General features: G+C 74.4%; 21 protein-coding genes. 11 read left to right on the top strand and 10 right to left on the bottom strand.

The features are described 5' to 3' along the window. Window positions 1–3 precede the first annotated feature (3 nt). Window positions 4–1,164, bottom strand: coding sequence for an MSMEG_0568 family radical SAM protein (locus ZF1_RS19100; protein WP_482637958.1), 1,161 nt, complete (start codon window positions 1,162–1,164; stop codon window positions 4–6). Window positions 1,165–1,325: 161 nt separating this feature from the next. Beyond that, the gene (locus ZF1_RS19095; protein WP_178374012.1) at window positions 1,326–1,844 is read right to left on the bottom strand and encodes an MSMEG_0572/Sll0783 family nitrogen starvation response protein; all 519 of its coding nucleotides are present in this window, start codon (window positions 1,842–1,844) and stop codon (window positions 1,326–1,328) included. A 293-nt stretch (window positions 1,845–2,137) separates the two neighbouring features. Between ZF1_RS19095 and ZF1_RS19090 the strand changes: the two genes are divergently transcribed. The 5 genes from ZF1_RS19090 (at window position 2,138) to ZF1_RS19070 (ending at window position 5,907) form a co-directional block, all read left to right on the top strand. After that, window positions 2,138–3,472 (top strand): MSMEG_0569 family flavin-dependent oxidoreductase, encoded by a 1,335-nt coding sequence (locus tag ZF1_RS19090; RefSeq protein ID WP_224401976.1) that lies wholly within the window; start codon window positions 2,138–2,140, stop codon window positions 3,470–3,472. Beyond that, the gene (locus ZF1_RS19085; RefSeq protein WP_482637957.1) at window positions 3,473–4,195 is read left to right on the top strand and encodes an SH3-like domain-containing protein; all 723 of its coding nucleotides are present in this window, start codon (window positions 3,473–3,475) and stop codon (window positions 4,193–4,195) included. Further along, a complete protein-coding gene (gene nthA, locus ZF1_RS19080; protein ID WP_482637956.1) occupies window positions 4,192–4,779 on the top strand; it encodes a nitrile hydratase subunit alpha in 588 nt (195 codons plus the stop codon). Before ZF1_RS19085 ends, nthA begins: the two co-directional genes overlap by 4 nt. Then, a complete protein-coding gene (locus ZF1_RS19075) occupies window positions 4,776–5,162 on the top strand; it encodes a nitrile hydratase accessory protein (RefSeq protein ID WP_482637955.1) in 387 nt (128 codons plus the stop codon). Before nthA ends, ZF1_RS19075 begins: the two co-directional genes overlap by 4 nt. Before the next feature lie 184 nt (window positions 5,163–5,346). Next, window positions 5,347–5,907 (top strand): hypothetical protein, encoded by a 561-nt coding sequence (locus ZF1_RS19070; protein ID WP_482637954.1) that lies wholly within the window; start codon window positions 5,347–5,349, stop codon window positions 5,905–5,907. Window positions 5,908–5,913: 6 nt separating this feature from the next. Here the strand turns inward: ZF1_RS19070 and ZF1_RS19065 are convergent, their stop codons facing one another. Further along, complete coding sequence (locus tag ZF1_RS19065; protein ID WP_482637953.1) at window positions 5,914–6,441, bottom strand: PaaI family thioesterase; 528 nt, start codon at window positions 6,439–6,441, stop codon at window positions 5,914–5,916. Further along, window positions 6,438–6,920 (bottom strand): winged helix-turn-helix transcriptional regulator, encoded by a 483-nt coding sequence (locus tag ZF1_RS19060; RefSeq protein ID WP_405416192.1) that lies wholly within the window; start codon window positions 6,918–6,920, stop codon window positions 6,438–6,440. The genes ZF1_RS19065 and ZF1_RS19060 overlap by 4 nt, the downstream gene beginning before the upstream one ends. Window positions 6,921–7,078: 158 nt before the next feature. Between ZF1_RS19060 and ZF1_RS19055 the strand changes: the two genes are divergently transcribed. Further along, window positions 7,079–7,657, top strand: a complete 579-nt coding sequence (locus ZF1_RS19055; RefSeq protein ID WP_482637952.1) for a type 1 glutamine amidotransferase domain-containing protein — start codon at window positions 7,079–7,081, stop codon at window positions 7,655–7,657. Between the two features lie 63 nt (window positions 7,658–7,720). On the opposite strand, the gene ZF1_RS19050 is transcribed toward ZF1_RS19055, so the two are convergent. Then, window positions 7,721–8,080, bottom strand: coding sequence for a TraR/DksA family transcriptional regulator (locus tag ZF1_RS19050; protein ID WP_357439674.1), 360 nt, complete (start codon window positions 8,078–8,080; stop codon window positions 7,721–7,723). A 277-nt stretch (window positions 8,081–8,357) separates the two neighbouring features. Between ZF1_RS19050 and ZF1_RS19045 the strand changes: the two genes are divergently transcribed. Then, window positions 8,358–9,155 carry an SDR family oxidoreductase gene (locus ZF1_RS19045; RefSeq protein ID WP_357439712.1) on the top strand — a complete coding sequence of 266 codons (798 nt, stop codon included), beginning with the start codon at window positions 8,358–8,360 and terminating at the stop codon, window positions 9,153–9,155. A 42-nt stretch (window positions 9,156–9,197) separates the two neighbouring features. Here the strand turns inward: ZF1_RS19045 and ZF1_RS19040 are convergent, their stop codons facing one another. Further along, window positions 9,198–10,013 carry a sigma-70 family RNA polymerase sigma factor gene (locus tag ZF1_RS19040; protein WP_482637951.1) on the bottom strand — a complete coding sequence of 272 codons (816 nt, stop codon included), beginning with the start codon at window positions 10,011–10,013 and terminating at the stop codon, window positions 9,198–9,200. Window positions 10,014–10,372: 359 nt separating this feature from the next. Then, the gene (locus ZF1_RS19035; protein ID WP_178374004.1) at window positions 10,373–10,555 is read right to left on the bottom strand and encodes a YegP family protein; all 183 of its coding nucleotides are present in this window, start codon (window positions 10,553–10,555) and stop codon (window positions 10,373–10,375) included. Between the two features lie 206 nt (window positions 10,556–10,761). On the opposite strand from ZF1_RS19035, the gene ZF1_RS19030 reads away from it, so the two are divergent. Continuing rightward, window positions 10,762–11,034, top strand: a complete 273-nt coding sequence (locus tag ZF1_RS19030; RefSeq protein ID WP_226357961.1) for a hypothetical protein — start codon at window positions 10,762–10,764, stop codon at window positions 11,032–11,034. Here ZF1_RS19030 and ZF1_RS19025 read toward each other — a convergent pair. Beyond that, window positions 11,031–11,435 (bottom strand): MerR family transcriptional regulator, encoded by a 405-nt coding sequence (locus ZF1_RS19025; protein ID WP_226366344.1) that lies wholly within the window; start codon window positions 11,433–11,435, stop codon window positions 11,031–11,033. The two genes, ZF1_RS19030 and ZF1_RS19025, sit on opposite strands and share 4 nt — an antisense overlap. A 122-nt stretch (window positions 11,436–11,557) precedes the next feature. On the opposite strand from ZF1_RS19025, the gene ZF1_RS19020 reads away from it, so the two are divergent. Further along, window positions 11,558–12,691 carry an SDR family NAD(P)-dependent oxidoreductase gene (locus tag ZF1_RS19020; protein ID WP_357439671.1) on the top strand — a complete coding sequence of 378 codons (1,134 nt, stop codon included), beginning with the start codon at window positions 11,558–11,560 and terminating at the stop codon, window positions 12,689–12,691. Window positions 12,692–12,990: 299 nt separating this feature from the next. Then, window positions 12,991–14,079 carry a TerC family protein gene (locus tag ZF1_RS19015; protein WP_357439668.1) on the top strand — a complete coding sequence of 363 codons (1,089 nt, stop codon included), beginning with the start codon at window positions 12,991–12,993 and terminating at the stop codon, window positions 14,077–14,079. Here the strand turns inward: ZF1_RS19015 and mgtE are convergent. Then, complete coding sequence (gene mgtE, locus ZF1_RS19010) at window positions 14,043–15,368, bottom strand: magnesium transporter (protein WP_357439665.1); 1,326 nt, start codon at window positions 15,366–15,368, stop codon at window positions 14,043–14,045. The genes ZF1_RS19015 and mgtE overlap by 37 nt on opposite strands. 141 nt (window positions 15,369–15,509) lie before the next feature. Here mgtE and ZF1_RS19005 point away from each other — a divergent pair, with 141 nt between their 5' ends. Then, the gene (locus tag ZF1_RS19005) at window positions 15,510–15,908 is read left to right on the top strand and encodes a DUF3040 domain-containing protein (RefSeq protein WP_357439662.1); all 399 of its coding nucleotides are present in this window, start codon (window positions 15,510–15,512) and stop codon (window positions 15,906–15,908) included. A gap of 39 nt (window positions 15,909–15,947) precedes the next feature. Here ZF1_RS19005 and ZF1_RS19000 read toward each other — a convergent pair whose 3' ends face one another. Further along, the gene (locus ZF1_RS19000; RefSeq protein WP_482637950.1) at window positions 15,948–17,291 is read right to left on the bottom strand and encodes an NtaA/DmoA family FMN-dependent monooxygenase; all 1,344 of its coding nucleotides are present in this window, start codon (window positions 17,289–17,291) and stop codon (window positions 15,948–15,950) included. Window positions 17,292–17,385: the final 94 nt, after the last annotated feature.

Below are 17,385 nucleotides of genomic sequence, written 5' to 3'. Positions count from 1 at the left end.
GGCTCAGCCCCCCGCCGCCGACAGCGCACTGCACGCCCCGCAGGCCGCGCAGCCCGCGGCCTGGTCGGCGCCGCGCATCCCGGCGGCGCGGAGCACCGCGGCGACCCGGCCGGTGACGTCGGCGAGCAGGTCCGGGACGGGAGCGGGAACCCCGTCGGCGAACGCGAGGGTGCCGGGCAGCGGCCGGTAGGGGACCACGAAGGGGTACACCCCGGCCGCGACGAGCTCCGCGGCGCCGGCGACGAGCTCGTCGGGGTCCTCCCCGAGGCCGACGATCAGGTAGGTCGACACCGCGTTCGGGCCGAACACCCGCACGGCCTCGTCCCAGGCCGCCCGGTACTGGGACAGCGGGACCGTGGCCTTGCCGGGCATCCAGCGGCGGCGGACGTCGTCGTCGAGGGACTCGACGTGGATGCCGATCGCGTCGGCGCCCGCGGCGGCCAGCTCGGCGAGCACGCCGAGGTCGTCGGGGGCGGGCGGCTCGCACTGGACCTGGATCGGCAGCCCGGGGACCCGCTCGCGGATCGCGCGCACGCAGCGCAGCAGGTGCCGGGCACCGCGGTCACGTCCATTGGAGGTGCCGGTGGTCAGCACCATCTGGCGCACCCCGTCCAGGCGGACGGCGGCCTCGGCGACCTCGGCGAGCTGGTCGGGGGTCTTGACCGCCGTGGTGGCGCCGGACTCCAGGGACTGCTCGATGGCGCAGAAGCGGCAGCGGTCGGCCTCGCCGTAGCGCACGCAGGTCTGGACCACGGTGGAGGCGAGCACGTCGTCGCCGTGCAGGCGGGCGATCTTCTCGTAGGAGATGCCGTCGGCGGTGGTGAGGTCGTAGAAGGCGGGCCGGGCGACGGTGTCGACGGCGACGCCCATGTCGGTCACGCCGCCGCCGGGTTCGCGGCGCAGCAGCCGTCCGTCCCGGAGCCGGTACGGGGAGTCGGCGACGATCGGGACCGTGGTCGCCAGCCCGTCGACGAGCACGTGACCGTCGGCGGACGGCCCGGCCCCGCCGGGGCGGCGCAGCGGGATGACCGACCCGAGGTCGGTCACGCCGGAGGGGCGCTCGGGCCCGGTGTCGGGCCCGGTGTCGGGGTCGAGCCCCACGCCGCGGACGGCCAGCTCGGCGCGGGCCCGCAGACCGGGCTCGGTACGGGACGGTGCGGACATGCGGACGGACCTCCGGGGATGTGACGGGCCGGGTACGGCGGGGTGCGACCGGCGCACCCGCCCGCGCCGAGATGCAGCCCACGGCTGCCGCGACGGACGACGCGGCGCCCTGAGCTGCATCTCGGTGCGGATGCGGGACGCGGTGGCGTCCCGCCGTGTCCTCAGAGCTGGTACGTCGAGTTGATGATCGCGCCCTTGCGGGCGTAGTGGATGAGCGCGTCCTGGACGTCGAGCGGGTGCGTCGGGATGACGCCCTCGATCAGGTCCTCCTCACGGGCACCGTGCAGCGACAGCCCGAAGCGGCAGCAGAACACCTTGCCGCCCTCACTCATGAACGTCTTGAGCTGGTCGTTGATGTTGTGCTCGCCGGGGAACGCGGACGTGCCGGTCGTCGGGAAGCCGCGGGTGGCCAGGCAGTTCAGCGAGCCCGGACCGTAGAAGTACATGGCCGACTCGAACCCCTTGCGCAGCGCACGGGTCGCCTGCAGCACGGCCACGAAGCTGACCGAGGACTCGTGCGCGATGCCGTGCACCAGGGTGAAGTAGGTCTCGCCGTCCTCGGCCTGCAGGTCCGGGAAGACCTTCGTGCCGCCGTAGATGCTCGAACCCTCGGGCAGCGAGGGGTGCGGGATCTCCTCGAGGCTCTTCTTCTCGACGTCGGACAGCTCGGCGCTGGTCATGGGGATACTCCTCGTGGTGTGACGGATCCACGCCGGGAATACGGGTGCGTGGGAGCGCCGGGGTAGGGAGAATGCGATGGAATCGGGTCCCACCGTTTCCGGCGAGCACTACGACACCAGTGATCTGTTGCAGGAACGTTGAGAGCGGACTACGACGACAATTCCGGATCAGCTTTTTGTGACCGTCGTGTTGCGTAACACGGGGCAATGTTCCCGTCGTCCGAACGACACGATTCGGTAATACGACAGGTCGACCGTGGGGCCGTTCCCCTGATCCCCCACGAGGAGGCCCCATGACCGCGGTGATCCGGCGCGAGGACCGGCGCACTCCGCCGACCGAGCTCGACGGCGAGCACCGGACGGTGGTCGTCGTCGGCGGCGGACAGGCGGGGCTGTCGATGAGCCGCTGCCTGGACGTGCGCGGCATCGACCACCTCGTGCTCGAACGCGACGTCGTCGCCTCCTCCTGGAAGCGGCACCGCTGGGACACGTTCAGCCTGGTCACGCCGAACTGGCAGTGCGACCTGCCGGACTTCCCCTACGCCGGGCCGGACCCGCACGGGTTCATGGTCCGCGGCGAGATCGTGGACTACCTGGAGGCCTACCGGGCGTTCGTCGACCCGCCGCTGCTCGAGGGCGTCGCGGTGACCCGGCTGCACCGTGACGAGCGGGGGACCTTCGTCGTGGAGACCTCCGCCGGGACGTGCACCGCCGACCAGGTCGTCGTCGCCACCGGCGGCTACCACACGCCGCTCACCCCGCCGCTGTCCGAGCCGCTGCCGGCCGGTATCACCCAGATCGGGTCCCAGGACTACCGCAACCCCGGCCAGCTGCCGCCGGGGGAGGTGCTGGTGGTCGGGTCCGGGCAGTCCGGCGCCCAGATCGCCGAGGACCTGCACCTGGAGGGGCGCAGGGTGCACCTCGTCGTCGGGCACGCGCCGCGGGTGGCTCGCTTCTACCGGGGCCGTGACGTCACCGACTGGCTCGACGAGATGGGTTACTACCGGATGCCGGTGACCCGGCACCCGCGCCGCGAGGCCGTGCGCGCCCAGGCCAACCACTACGTCACCGGGCGCGACGGCGGTCGCGACATCGACCTGCGTCGCTTCGCCGCCGAGGGCATGCAGCTCTACGGTGCGCTGACCGACCACGCGGGCGGCCGGCTCACCTTCGCCCCCGACCTGGAGTCCTCACTGGACCACGCCGACGAGGTCAGTGAGTCCATCAAGGACACCATCGACGGCTGGATCGCCGAGCAGGGTGTCGACGCGCCGGTCGAGGAGCGCTACACCCCGGTGTGGCGTCCGGAGCGCGAGGTCACCGAGCTGGCGCTCGACGGCTCCGGGATCACCTCCGTGGTGTGGTGCATCGGGTTCCGGCAGAACTTCTCCTGGATCGACCTGGGGGTGTTCACCGGCCGTGGCTCGCCGGTGCACAGCCGGGGCGCGACGGCCGTCCCCGGGCTGTTCTTCCTGGGTCTGCCCTGGCAGTGGACCTGGGGGTCCGGGCGGTTCTCCGGGGTGGGCGCGGACGCGGCGTTCCTCGCCGAGCGGATCCGCTCGCAGCGCGGCCTGACCTCGACCGGCGGCCGCGGCGACGTCTGCAACGTCCTCGCCCTGGGGTCCTGAGTGGACGATCCCGACGACCCGTCCGACCTGGGGGGCGCCTCCGGCTGGGGGCGGGTCACGGCGCCGGCCGACGTCGAGCCGGAACCGCCCTTCGGTGAGCCGTGGCAGGGCCGGGCCTTCGCGCTCACCGCGCTGACCATGGGTCGCATCTCCGGGCGCAACCTGGACGCGTTCCGGCACGCACTGTCCCGGTTGGACCGCGCCCGCTACCTCGACGACGGCTACTACGGCCGCTGGCTGCACGCCGCCGAGCTGATGCTCGTCGACTCGGGCGTCCTGGCGCGCGGCGCGGTGGAGGCACGGGCCCGGCGCGGTCGCGGCGAGGACGTGCCCGAGCCGACCGACCCACCGGTCGCGAAGCCCGACTACGCGCCCACCGCGCCCGGGTCGCTGCGGACCGTCGACGCCGCGCCGCGCTTCGCCCCCGGCGACCCGGTCCGCGCCCGTCGCGAGCCCCCGGACGTCGCTCCGCCCGCACCGTCGGCGGGCCCGGTCGGCCGCGGGCCGTGCAAGCTCCCGCGCTACCTGCGCGGGACGCCCGGCGCCGTGACCGCGGTGCGGCCCGCACACGTACTGCCCGACACCCACGCGGTGTTCGCCGGTGAGCACCCCGAGCACGTGTACACCGTCGCGTTCGCCGCGCCGGACGTGTGGGGCCCCGGCGCGGACCCGCACGTCACCGTGCACGCCGACCTGTTCGAGTCCTACCTGGAGCCACGATGACCGACGACGATCCCGGTCCGGCGCTGCGCACCGCGGCGCTGGAGGAGCTGCTGGTCGAACGGGGGCTGGTGGACCCGGCCGTCGTCGACGGGTTCGTGCGCACCTACGAACGCGACGTCGGCCCGCTGAACGGCGCGACGGTCGTCGCCCGCGCCTGGACCGACCCGCGGTTCCGGGAGTGGCTGCTGCGCGACGGCACCGCGGCCATCGCCTCGCTCGGGTTCACCGGACCGCAGGGCGAGCACATGGTGGTGCTCGAGCAGACCGAGCAGGTGCACCACGTCGTGGTCTGCACGCTGTGCTCCTGCTACCCGTGGCCGGTCCTCGGACTGCCCCCGAGTTGGTACAAGGACCCGGCCTACCGCGCCCGGGTCGTGCGGGAGCCGCGGACCGTGCTCGCCGAGATGGGGCTCGACGTGCCCCCGGAGCGGCGGATCGAGGTGTGGGACTCCTCGGCCGAGGTCCGCTACCTGGTGCTGCCGCGCCGGCCCGCGGGCACCGACGGACTCACCGCCGAGGAGCTCGCCGGGCTGGTCGGGCGGGACGCGATGGTCGGGGTCGCCGAGGCGGTGGAGCCGTCGTGAGCGCTCCGCTGCTCGACGTCGCGGGCCCCGCCGCCCCGCCGCGCGCCAACGGCGAGCTGGTGTTCACCGCGCCCTGGGAGGGACGCGCGTTCGGGCTGGCCGTCGCGCTCGCCGAGGCGGGGGTGTTCACCTGGGACGGCTTCCGCGACCGGCTGGTCGCGCGGATCGCCGCCGACCCCGCCGCCCCGTACTACGGCTGCTGGCTCGCCGCCTGCGAGGACGCGCTCGTCGCCGCGGGTCGGCTCGGCGGGGCCGACGTGTCCACCCGGGCCGCGGGCCTCGCCGCCCGCCCGGCCGGGCACGACCACGCCGGGCACGACCACGCCGGGCACGACCACGCCGGGCACGACCACGCCGGTCCCGGCCACGGTCACGGCCGGTAGGAGAACGTCCACCCGTGGTGACGGAATAGTGCGGTGGACGCATTCCGCGCACTACCCCACGCGAATGCGGAACGGAACCGGGCCGACCCGAACGGGGCCGTGCGCGACCCGGCCGGTGTCACCGCTCGATAACCGATCATGTCTTCGCGGGGCCGATGCCCCGATGCGCGGATAGATTGGGGTCATGAGCGGATCCGGGTCGGTGGTCCTGCGGACCGTCGCCTGGTGTGCCGGGGTCCTTCTGGTGGGTGCCGGAGTGCTGGCCGCCGTCGTCGTCGGGTTCGGCGCGCTCGTCGCGCCGGGGGAGGCGCGCGCGTCCCGCGAGATCGACCCGGCCACCGAGTTCGCCCGGCTCGCCGTCGACGACCCGGCCGCCGCGCTGCGTTCGTGCACCCCCGCCCGCGGGACCCTCGTCGACGCGCTGTCCGGTGCGCTCCCGGTCGGTGCGGTGCCCGGCGCCGACCGGTTCACCGCGACCGACGGGGACCTCACGTTCGTCTCGGCGCCGATCACCGGCACGCTGCGCGGCGCCGGGGACCGCGCCGTCTGGGTGTGGGGGCGGCAGGGCTTCGCCGCCGTCACCGACGACGCGCTCGCCCTCACCCCCGGGCTCCCCGGGCCGTCGCTCTACGCCACCGGCCCGGACGCGGCCGGCGCGGTCCGCTCCGCGACCTGTGTGGAGGCCGCGCAGCGCGCCGACCGCTCCGGCAGCGCGCCGACCCAGGGCCCGGTCGCGCCGCGCTGAGACGGCTCAGCCGCCGGGCAGGATCAGGCAGCTCGACGTGGCCTCGCCCAGCAACCGGCCCTCGGCGTCGGTCAGCTCGGCCCGGGCCAGCGCGGTGCGGCGCCCGGCCTGCACGACGTGGCCGGTGCACGTCACGGTGCCGGTGTCGACGGTGATCCGGCGCAGGAAGCGCACCGACAGGTCCAGGCTGGTGTAGCCGGTCCCGGCGGGGAGCGTGGAGTGCACCGCGCACCCGCAGGCGGAGTCGAGCAGCGTGGCGTACACCCCGCCGTGCACCGAGCCGATCGGGTTGTACTGGTGCTCGCCGGGTTCGAAGGCGAACGCGACGCGCCCGTGCTCGGCGAAGACGGCCCGGAACCCGACGAGGCTCGCGATGGGCGCCCCGGGGAGGCGGCCGTCGACGATCCGGCGCAGGTACTCCAGTCCGTCCAGACCGGACGCGGCGGCGGCGAGCACCATCGGGTCGGTCCACTCGTGCTCGCGGCGGCGCGGGGCGGTGGCCGGGCCGGTCGTGGGTTCTGCTGCGGAGGTCATCGTGGCTCCTGCTCGGGGACGGGGGCTCCGGGGCCCGGTTCGAGGTGGACGTCGTCGGCGCGGCCCAGGCGGTGTCCGGCGGCGCACACGCTCATCAGGCGCACCGGGGCACCACAGCCGGTGTGCACGCGGACCACGGGCGGGCCGGCGTCGCCGGCGAGGTGCCGGTCGCCGAAGTCCATGAGCGCGGCCAGGACCACGCCCAGGTCGCGGCCGCGGCGGGTCAGGCGGTACTCGGCGCGGGTCCGGGCGCCGGGCTCGCGGTAGTCCACCCGTTCGACGACGCCGTCGCCGACCAGCTCGGACAGCCGCCGACTCAGGACGGTGCGTGCGACGCCCAGGCCGTGGGCCAGCTCGTCGAAGCGGGCGACCCCGCGGCCGAGGTCGCGCACGATCAGCACCGTCCACGGGTCGGCCAGCAGCGCCGCGGTGCGGGCCACCGAGCACACCTGGGACGCCGCCGCCGTCCGTGCGTCCATCCCCGCCTCCTGGGTATCGCTGCGCTACTCAGATGACAGGGTAGCCCGGCGCGGCGCACGGTGACAGTGCCCGGTCCCGTCGTGCGCGATTGATCGTGCGCACAGCGGGAAGTCGGGAGGGGACAACACACGAGCACGAGACCGAGGAGGAACCCACGGTGGCGAACGAACTACAGGGCCGGACCGTCGCGATCCTGGCCGCGGACGGCGTGGAGAAGGTCGAGCTGGTCCAGCCCCGCGAGGAGCTGCGGAAGGCCGGCGCCCGGGTCGAGGTGGTCTCGCTGTCCACGGACCCGATCCAGTCGATGTCGGCCGACATCAACCCGGACGAGAAGCTCGACGTCGACCGGGCCGTCGCGGACGTGTCCGCCGACGACTACGACGCGCTGGTACTGCCCGGCGGCACCGTGAACCCGGACAACCTCCGCGCCGACGCCACCGCGGTGGCGTTCGTGAAGGCCTTCTTCACGGCGGGCAAGCCGGTCGGCGCGATCTGCCACGGCCCGTGGACGCTGGTCGAGGCCGACGTGGTGAAGGGCCGCACCCTCACGTCGTTCCCGAGCATCCGGACCGACCTGCGCAACGCGGGCGCGACCGTCGTCGACGAGCAGGTCGTCAACGACAAGGGCCTGGTCACCAGCCGCAACCCCGACGACCTCGACGCGTTCTGCGCGAAGCTGATCGAGGAGTTCGCCGAGGGGAAGCACCCGGTGCACCCGGAGGGTGCGACCGCCTGACCCGCTCGCACGACGCGACGGGCCCGGCACCCCGAGCGGGTGCCGGGCCCGTCCGCGTCCGGGTCAGCCCTCGACGGGGCCGGCCATCTGTGCGGCGTCCTCGGGGTGGTCGCGGCACCGGTCGGTGTCGGGGCGCGCCTCCAGCCGCTCGTCGTCGATCTGCTCGCCGCACACGTCGCAGCGTCCGTACTCGCCCTTGTCCAGACGGGTCAGCGCCGCCCGGACCCGCGCGGTGCGGGCCCGGCGGGTGTTCTCGTCGAGGTCGTGGGCCATGGTCTCGTAGGCCCGCGAGCCTTCGTCTCCGAAGTCGAGACCCTCGCCGACGCGGTCGTCACCCGGCGCCGGCCGCTCGGTCACCGCCGAGCTGCCCTCCAGCTGGTCCAGTTCGTCGGTCAGCAGGGTGCGTGCCCGCTCCGCGTCCATCGGGTCTCCTCTCGTGCCGCGCGACCGGACGGCCGCACGGGGACCGGACTACCCCACCGGCGGGCGCGCACACGCAGCCGTTTCGCCCCGGGCGACGCGGGTAGGCGCGGCGTGGCCGACGGGTGCGGCCGTGGTCCCCCTTCGGTCGCACCCCGGCGCACCGTCCCGGCCCGTCGGCGGGCTCGTCCCGTCGCCGGTCACGGACCGATCGAGAGGGAGCCCCGTGTCCGACAGCCCGCCCGCCCAGCAGCAGACCCCGCCCGGTGACACCGGTGCGATGGACCCCCGGCCCCGCGACGAGATGCGCGGCTACCAGGGCCGCGACCTGCTCGCCGGCACCGTCGCCCTGGTCACCGGTGGTGACTCCGGCATCGGGCGCGCGGTGTGCGTCGCGTTCGCCAAGGAGGGCGCCGACGTCGCCCTGGCCTACCTGGAGGAGCACGACGACGCCGAACACACCGCCGGGCTCGTCCGCGCCGAGGGGAGGCGCTGCCTGACCCTTCCCGGTGACCTCGGGGACGCCGCGCACTGCGCCGACATCGTGCGGCGCACCGTCGAGGAGCTGGGTGCGCTCGACACCGTCGTGAACAACGTCGCCACCCAGGGGCCGGTCGACGCGCTCACCGACATCGAGGACGACGCCTGGCTGCGGACCTTCGAGGTCAACATCCACAGCTACTTCCGGGTCACGAAGGCGGCCCTGGAGCACCTGCCCGACGGCGGCGCGATCGTGAACACCGGATCGATCAACGGCCTGCGCGGGAACAGGAGCCTCATCGACTACTCGGCCACCAAGGGCGCGGTGCAGTCGCTGACCTACTCGCTCGCGCAGTCGCTGACCCCCCGCGGCATCCGGGTCAACTGCGTCGCCCCGGGTCCGGTGTGGACGCCGCTGATCCCGGCGACCATGCCGCCCGACACGGTCGACGGGTTCGGGGAGCAGACCCCGATGGGTCGTCCCGCGTCCGCGGACGAGATCGCGCCGTCCTTCGTGTTTTTCGCGGCGCCGCGGCTGTCGTCGTACTACACCGGTGAGGTGCTCGCACCGGTCGGCGGGGAGACCCTGCCGGGCTGAGCGTCCGGGCCCCGCCGCGGCCGGCGGCCCGGCGGGGCTCCCCTAGTTGTCGGCCAGCCGCTCGCGCAGCCGCGCGAGGGTCCGTGACAGCAGCCGCGAGACGTGCATCTGCGAGATGCCCAGCTCGGTGGCGATCTGGGACTGGGTCCGGTCGCCGTAGAAGCGCAGGACCAGCATCCGACGCTCACGTTCGGGCAGCTCGTTGAGCGCCGCACGCATCCCGGGGCCGTGCGCCGCGAGGTCCAGGGCCGGGTCGTCGGAGCCCATCCGCTCGGCGAGCGACAGGCCCTCACCGGAACCGTCGTCGCCGACCGGCGCGTCCAGGGACTTGGCGTGGTGCGACTCCAGCGCGCCGAGCGCATCGACGACCTCGCCGACCGGCACGCCGACCTCGGCCGCGATCTCCGAGGGGCGGGGCGGGCGACCGAGGCGCTGCCCCATCTCGTCGGCGACCCGGCCGACGGTGACGGCGAGCTCCTTCAGGTCACGCGGGACCCGCACCGCCCAGGAGTAGTCCCGCAGGTGGCGCTTCATCTCGCCGCGGATGCTCGGGACCAGGTAGCCGAGCGGGCCGCCGGTCGCCGACGACGGGTCGTAGCGGTCGACCGCCTTGACCAGGCCGAGCATGCCGGCCTGCTCGATGTCCTCGACGCCCCGGCCGGGGGCGGCGAAGCGGCGGGACAGGTTGCGCACGAGTGGACGGAACTCGCGGATCACGTACTCGCGCAATGCATCGCGGCCCGGCGTGCCCGGCGGGGTCCCGGCCAGCTGGTCGAGATCGGGGATGAGGTCGTCGTAGCCCCGTCGGCCGTCGCGGGAGGTCGTCGCGGGCCGGGTGGGCAGAGTGGGACTTCGCATGGTCCCTCGCAATCGCCGATGGCAGGTGCGGGGTCCGCTGCACGGTTGAACGGATCTCGTGTGGACCGGTGGGCGGGCGGACCCGCGTCGGCGGTGTCCTGCGTGCCCGGTTCCGGCAGCCCGACCGTAACCCCGGCCCGGGCGGCCCACAACCCGGGGCGGGGGACCGCGGTGCGGTTCAGGTCCGGGCGTGCGGCGGCGTCACGAACACCGCGGCGCCGTCGCTGAAGCGGGCGAGCAGGTCCTGCATGGTGTGCGACCGTGTGCGACCACCCGCCGGAGGCGTTCCGACCCGTCTCGGAGCGGACGCGTCCGGCGGGCTGCCGGTGGGGCCGCGACACCGGCCCCGGCAGGTCCGCTCAGGCGTCGGTCTCGACGACGGTGGCGCCCTCGGCGGCGCGCTGGACCGCCTCGCAGCCCTTGTGGGCGGCCGACTTGCTCTCGTAGGCCTCGCCGACGGCGACGACCTGCCCGTTGCTCGCCTTCAGCCGGAACCGGAACTTCCCGCCCCGGTCCTCGTACACCTCGAACTTGCCTGCCACAGGGGCCTCCTCGGCTTGATCGACCACCGCTGGTTGATGCGAATGGCCGCGCACGTTAGCCCAGATGGCATTGCGACGGGCAACGGAGTGTGCCCCTCGTCGGGGCGGGCCGGGCAACCCTCCCGGCGTGTGAGGGTAGAGTCCGGTCCTCCGACGGTCCGGCCGGTGCACGTGCCGGGCGGACCCGGCGGGTGGAGGAGGGTGCCATGGGTCAGGACGACCGTCCCGCCGACCCCGATCGGGTACCGGTCACCCGGGTCGAGGTGCTGGACTTCGTGGGTGAGCTGTTCGGCCACGGTCCGGTGCCCCGTGCGGCGCTGCTGGCCGCGGCCCGCGCCGAGGACGCCAGGGCCCGCCTGCACGAGGTGCTCGACGCCGCCCTGCCGGACCGCCCGCTGACCGGGCTGGACGACCTGTGGCGCCACGTCGACGTGCCCGAGGACCTCGGCGCGGTGCGCGGACTGCCGTCGCCGCGCTAGTCGTCCGCGTCGCCGGTCCGCGGCTCGGACAGCGCCCGCAGCTCGCGGGAGAGCAGCTCCAGCCCGTGGATCCGGGCGTGCAGCGCCTCGATCCGCGACTCGGCGGCGGTGCGGTAGAGCGCCAGCCGGTCCCGGGCGTCGTCGCCGACCGGGCGGCCCGCGTCGAGGTCGGCGCGGGCACCGTCGATCACCGCCATCAGCGCGCGGATCTGGTCCAGGCCGAGGTCGAGCGGCTTGAGCGTCTTGACGAACCGCAGGCGCTCGACGTCGTCCTCGGTGTAGAGACGGAAGCCGCCGGTGCTGCGGGCCGACGGCGTGACCAGCCCCAGCTCGTCCCAGTGCCGGATGGTGCGCAGCGACAGCCCGACACGCGTGGCCACCTCACCGATCTGCTGCACCACACCACCTCCCCTCGACCGTGCGGCCCCGACCGTACCGCCGGGGCGGGGCCGGTCTCAGCGGGCTCTCAGCGGGGCGGGCCTTCTCAGGGGCGCCACAGCGAACCGTCCCTAGCGTCGTCGACATGCCGACTGCACTGGTCACCGGAGCGAGCCGCGGGCTCGGCGCCGTCTACGCCCACGAGCTCGCCGAGCGCGGATGGTCCGTCGTCCTCGTGGCGCGCGACGCCGCCCGCCTCGCCGACGTCGCCGAGCGGATCGGCCGCGCCACCGGCGCCATCGTCGAGATCCTGCCCGCCGACCTCACCGACCCGGCCGGGCTGGCCGCCGTCGAGCGCCGGATCACCGACCGGGACCTGCCGATCGAGCTGCTGGTCAACAACGCGGGCGTCGAGACCGACGCGGTCTTCGCCGAGGCGCCGGTCGAGGCGCTGACCGGCGAGATCGACCTCAACGTGACGGCCCTGATGCGCCTCACCCGCGCCGCGGTCCCGGCGATGACCGCCCGCGGCCGCGGCGGCGTGCTCAACATCGCGAGCTTCGCCGGGTACCTGGCCTCGGGCGGCAACGCCTACGGCGCGTCGAAGTCCTGGGTGCTGGCGTTCAGCGACACCGTCGCGGCGTCGCTGCACGGCACCGGCGTCACCGTCACCGCGGTCGCCGCGGGCCGGATCCGGACCGACGACGACCCGCAGGGCCCGCTGTGGCTCGACCCCCGCGATGTCGTGCGCCGCTCGCTCGACGACCTCGCCCGCGGCCGCACGCTGTCCGCGCCGGGCTGGGTGTACCGGGCGCTGGTCGGCTACCTGGAGGCACCGCGCACCGCGCTGCGGCTGGCCGCACGGGTGACGGGCCGGGGCCGGGAGCGCTGCGAGCGCCTGGAGCGGGGGAGCGGGCACACCCGGCCGTCGCCGGTCCCGACGCCGTTCCGTGACGCGCCCGCCCCGGCCCGGCCGCAGCCGGCTGTCGCGGTGCACGCGGCGGGCCCGGCGACGCCGGTGCCGCCGGTCCTCCCCGAGGAGCCGGCGCGGCCCGCGCACGTCGCCGCCGCGACCGTCCCGGCGCCGCGCGTGTCGGGTACCGGCCCGCTGCCCGTCGTGACCCGTCCGGCCGGGACCGGGGCCGCCCCGGTCCGCCCGGCCGCCGCGCGGGCGGCCGCCTCCGCGACGGCCCGCGCCGCCGTCCGCAGGTTGCCCGCCGCCCCGCGTCCGGTGCAGCCGGCCCGCGACGCCGCGACCGTCCGGCTCGCCGCGGGTTGAGGACCGCGCCACGCTCGCCGGTCCCGCGGCCACCCTGCGGGCCCACGACGACGGCGCCGCCCGCCCGGGAGGTCATCGGCGGAAACGGACAGATGTGACGAGGCTCGCGTACCCCCCACTGTCGGAACCCTGGGCCATGCCCTAGCGTTCTGCACAGTCGAAGGGGAGTACTCCCGAACACGGCGTCGCCGTCATCACGGCACCGGCCCGAGCCGGTCCCGGTTGCGCCGGTCCACCGCGGTCACCGCGGCGGGCGGAGGAGACCTTCAGCGCCCCTACCTGCGCTGGAGGACCCCGCCGTGAACGTTCCCCTCTGGGTGTGGCTGGCCACGCTCGCCGTCGTCGCCGGCATGCTCGTGTTCGACTTCGTCGGGCACGCCCGTGACCCGCACGAGCCCACGCTGCGCGAGTCGGCGATCTGGTCGGCCGGCTACATCGCGATCGCCCTGCTGTTCGGCGTCGGTGTCGGCGTCTTCTCGGGCTGGCAGTACGGCGGCGAGTACATGGCCGGCTGGCTGACCGAGAAGGCGCTGTCGGTCGACAACCTGTTCGTCTTCCTGCTGATCATGACCAGCTTCGCGGTGCCGAAGGTGCACCAGCAGAAGGTGCTGCTGATCGGCATCGCGATCGCGATCGTCATGCGCGGTGCGTTCATCGCGGTCGGCGCGGTGATCATCGAGCAGTTCGTCGCGGTCTTCTACCTGTTCGCGGTCATCCTGTTCTGGCTCGCCTGGTCCCAGATCCGCGAGGCGATGTCCTCCGACGACCACGAGCAGGCCGACGCCGGTGACTCGAAGCTGATCCGCCTGGTCCGCAAGGTGCTGCCCACCTCCACCGAGTACGACGGCGCGAAGCTCGTCACCCGCGTCGACGGCAAGCGGCTCCTCACCCCGATGGCGCTGGTCATCGTCGCCATCGGGCTGACCGACCTGCTGTTCGCGTTCGACTCGATCCCGGCGATCTTCGGTCTCACCCAGGAGCCGTTCCTGGTGTTCACCGCGAACGCCTTCGCCCTGCTCGGCCTGCGCCAGCTGTACTTCCTCATCGGCGGCCTGCTGGAGCGCCTGATCTACCTGGCGCACGGCCTCGCGGTGATCCTGGCGTTCATCGGCGTGAAGCTCACCCTGCACGCGCTGCACGAGAACAACGTGCCGTTCATCAACGACGGGCAGCCGGTGCCGGTGCCCGAGGTGCCGATCTGGCTGTCGCTGCTGGTCATCACCGGGACGATCGCCGTCGCCGCCGTCGCGAGCCTGATCGTCTCCCGGCGCCGCGCCGCGGCCGACCCGGCAGCCCCGGAGGTCGCCGGACCCGACACCGACGGCGCGGACGACGCGACCGTGGACGCGGATCAGATCCCCAGCACCACCCGGGCGACCGAGAAGTAGATCAGCAGCCCGGTCGCGTCGACGAGCGTCGTGACCAGGGGAGCGGACACCACCGCCGGGTCGATCCCGACCCGGCGGGCCAGCAACGGCATCGTCGCGCCCACCGTCGCCGCCCAGCCGCAGATCGCCACCAGAGTCACCGCCACCACGACGGCGACCTGGATCCCGACCAGCAGCGACGCGACGGCCAGCCCCAGCGCACCGAGCAGGGTGCCCAGCAGCAGCCCGACCCGCAGCTCCCGCCACACCACGGCGGGCAGGTCGGCCAGGCGCACCTCCCCGACGGCGATCGCCCGGACCGCAGCCGACGCCGACTGGGCACCGGCGTTGCCGCCGGTGCCCACGAGCAGCGGGATGAACAGCGCCAGCGCGGTGACCTGCTCGAGTGCGTCCTCGAAGATCTGCAGCACGTTGACCGTCAGCACCGCGGCGAGCAGCAGCACCGCCAACCACACCGCGCGGGTGCGCGCCAGCTTCGAGACCCGCACGTACATGTAGTGGCCCGACCACGGCGCCGCACCGGACTGGCGGGCGACGTCCTCGGTGTCGGCGCGCTCCAGGATCTCGACGGCGTCGTCGATCGTCAGCAGACCCAGCAGCCGGTCCTCCGAGTCGACGACCAGCAGGTCGAGCAGGTTCGCCTCGCCCATCAGGCGTGCGGCGTCCTCGGCGGCGTCGGTGGCCCGCACCCGCGGCGCCCCGTCGTCGACGAGGTCGGCGACGGCGGCGTCCGGCCGGGCCAGCACCAGGTCGCGCAGCGAGACGGTGCCGGTCACCCGGCGCCCGGCGTCGGTGACGGCGAGGGTGTACACCGTCTCGGCCTGCGCGCCCTTGCGCCGCACGACGGCCAGCGCCTCGGTCACGCTGCTGTGCAGCGGCACGGCGACGGTCTCCGGCGTCATCACCCGCCCGACCGAGCCGTCGGGGTAGCCGAGCAGCGCCGCGGTCATCGACCGTTCCCCGGCCGACAGCCCGGCCAGCACCCGGTTCGCGACCTTGGCCGGCGCCTCGCCGAGCATCCGGGCGCGGTCGTCGGGGTCCATGTCCTCGACCAGGGCGGTCACCGCGTCGCCGCGCAGCCCCGCCAACAGCTCCTGCTGGTCGACCGGGTCGAGCTCCTCGAACACGTCGAGCGCGCGGTCCTTGCCGAGCAGCCGGAACACCCAGCCCGCGTCGACCGGTTCCATCCGGGCCAGCGCGTCGGCGATCTCGTGGGCGGGCCGTCCGTCGAGCCGGTCGAGGACTCCGGCGGGGTCGTGGCGTTCGACGAGATCGGTCCAGCGTTCCATGCGGGTGATCCTGCCGCCGGGACCTGCCGCGTGCAGCGGCGGGAGTATGTCCGTTTCGGTAGGATCGGTGACGTCTACCGCACATCCCGGATGACTGCCCCCGGGAGCGGGAACCCGGTCGGTGGCACCGAGGAGGTCACGATGTCCGTCACACCCCCGCCCCTGCCGCCCCCGTCGCCCGGCGGCGGGACCGGCGACCCCGACCCACGCCCGGTGGCGCGCCCCCTGGACCGCGACGAGGAGCTCCGGCTCTCCGGCCTCGAACAGGAGCTGCGCCGCTCCGACCCGGACCTGGACACCCAACTGACCGCACCGCACCGGCCCGCGCGCGCCGCGGGCGGCCGCGCGGACCGGATCCTGCAGGCCGTCGCGATCACCGTGATCGTGCTGGTGATCGTGCCGGGCGACTGGGTCGCCGGGCTGCTGTCGTTCGGGCTGCTGCTCGGGATCCCGGCCGCGATGGCCTGGATCGCCGTCCGTGCACACCGCGAGAACGTCGCCCGGGAGCAGGCCGAGGGCCGCGACGACGAGCGCGCCTGACCCGCACCCGGTGCCGCGGCGCCGGTCACGGGAGCGCGGTCAGGTCGTGGACGGGGCCGCCGTCGCCGCCTCGGTCGGGTCGGTCGTCGAGCGGACGGCCGGCAGCCCGAGGTGCTCACGCAACGTCGTCCCGGTGTACTCGGTGCGGAACGACCCGCGCTCCTGCAGCAGCGGCACGACCCGGTCGGCGAACTCGTCGAGCCCGCCCGGGGTGACGTGCGGGACCAGCACGTAGCCGTCCGCGGCGTCGGACTGCACGGCGTCGTCGATCGCGTCGGCGACCGTCCGCGGGCTCCCGACGAAGGTGTGCCGCCCGGTCACCTCGATCACCGTCTCGCGCAGGGACAGGTTCTTCTCCGCGGCGAGGGCACGCCACTGGTCGGCGACGGCCTTCGGGTCCCGGTACTGGCGCACGCTGGCCCGGCCCTTCGACACGAGCTCGCCCTCGACCGGGTCGAACTCCGGGAGCGGGCCGTCCGGGTCGCGCCCGGACAGGTCGGTGTTCCACAGCTGCTCGGCGAACACGATCGCGGTCTGCGGGCTGACCTGCTGGGAGCGGATCACCTCGGCGCGCTCGGCGGCCTCGGCGTCGGTGTCGCCCAGCACGTACGTCGCGGCGGGGAGGATCTTCAGGTCGTCCCACGCCCGGCCGTAGCGGGCGAGGCGGCCCTTCACGTCGGCGAGGAACGCGCGTCCGGCCTCCGGCTCGGCGTGCCGGGAGAAGATCGCGTCGGCCGACGCGGCGGCGAACTCGCGACCCTCTTCGGAGTCACCCGCCTGCAGGATCACCGGGCGGCCCTGCGGGCTGCGCGGCAGCGAGAACCGGCCGTGCACGTCGAACTGGTCTGAGGTGTAGGCGAACTCCCCGCGGTCGTCGGGACCGGTGCGCGAGTCCCAGATCGCGGCGGTCGCGGCCAGCTGCTCCTTGGCCCGGGAGTAGCGCTTCTCCTTCGGCAGGAAGCCGCCGCGGCGGAAGTTCTCGCCGGTGAACGCGTCCCACGAGGTCACCACGTTCCAGGCGGCCCGGCCGCCGGACAGGTGGTCCAGCGACGCGAACTGGCGGGCGACGTCGTAGGGCTCGGTGAAGGTCGAGTTGATCGTCCCGGCCAGGCCGAGCCGGTCGGTGACCGCGGCCAGCGCGGACAGGACCGTGAACGTGTCCGGGCGGCCCATCACGTCGAGGTCGTAGATCTCGCCGCGGTGCTCGCGCAGGCGCAGGCCCTCGGCGAGGAACAGGAAGTCGAACCTCGCCCGTTCGGCCGTTCGCGCGAAGTGCGCGAACGACTCGAACTCGATGTGGCTGCCGGACGCCGGGTCGCTCCACACGGTGGTGTTGTTGACGCCCGGGAAGTGTGCGGCCAGGTGGATCTGCTTGCGCGCCATGAACGGCCTCCCGAGGGGTTCAGCGGTCTCCTACCGGTGCAACACCGTGCGGCCGGTCGTGTTCCCGCCCGGCGTGGTCGCGGACGACGGAGGC

The organism is Pseudonocardia sp. ZF1 (genome assembly GCF_056835605.1).
Note: the sequence above shows the minus strand (reverse complement) of the source record. Positions and strands in the feature narration are given on the sequence as shown.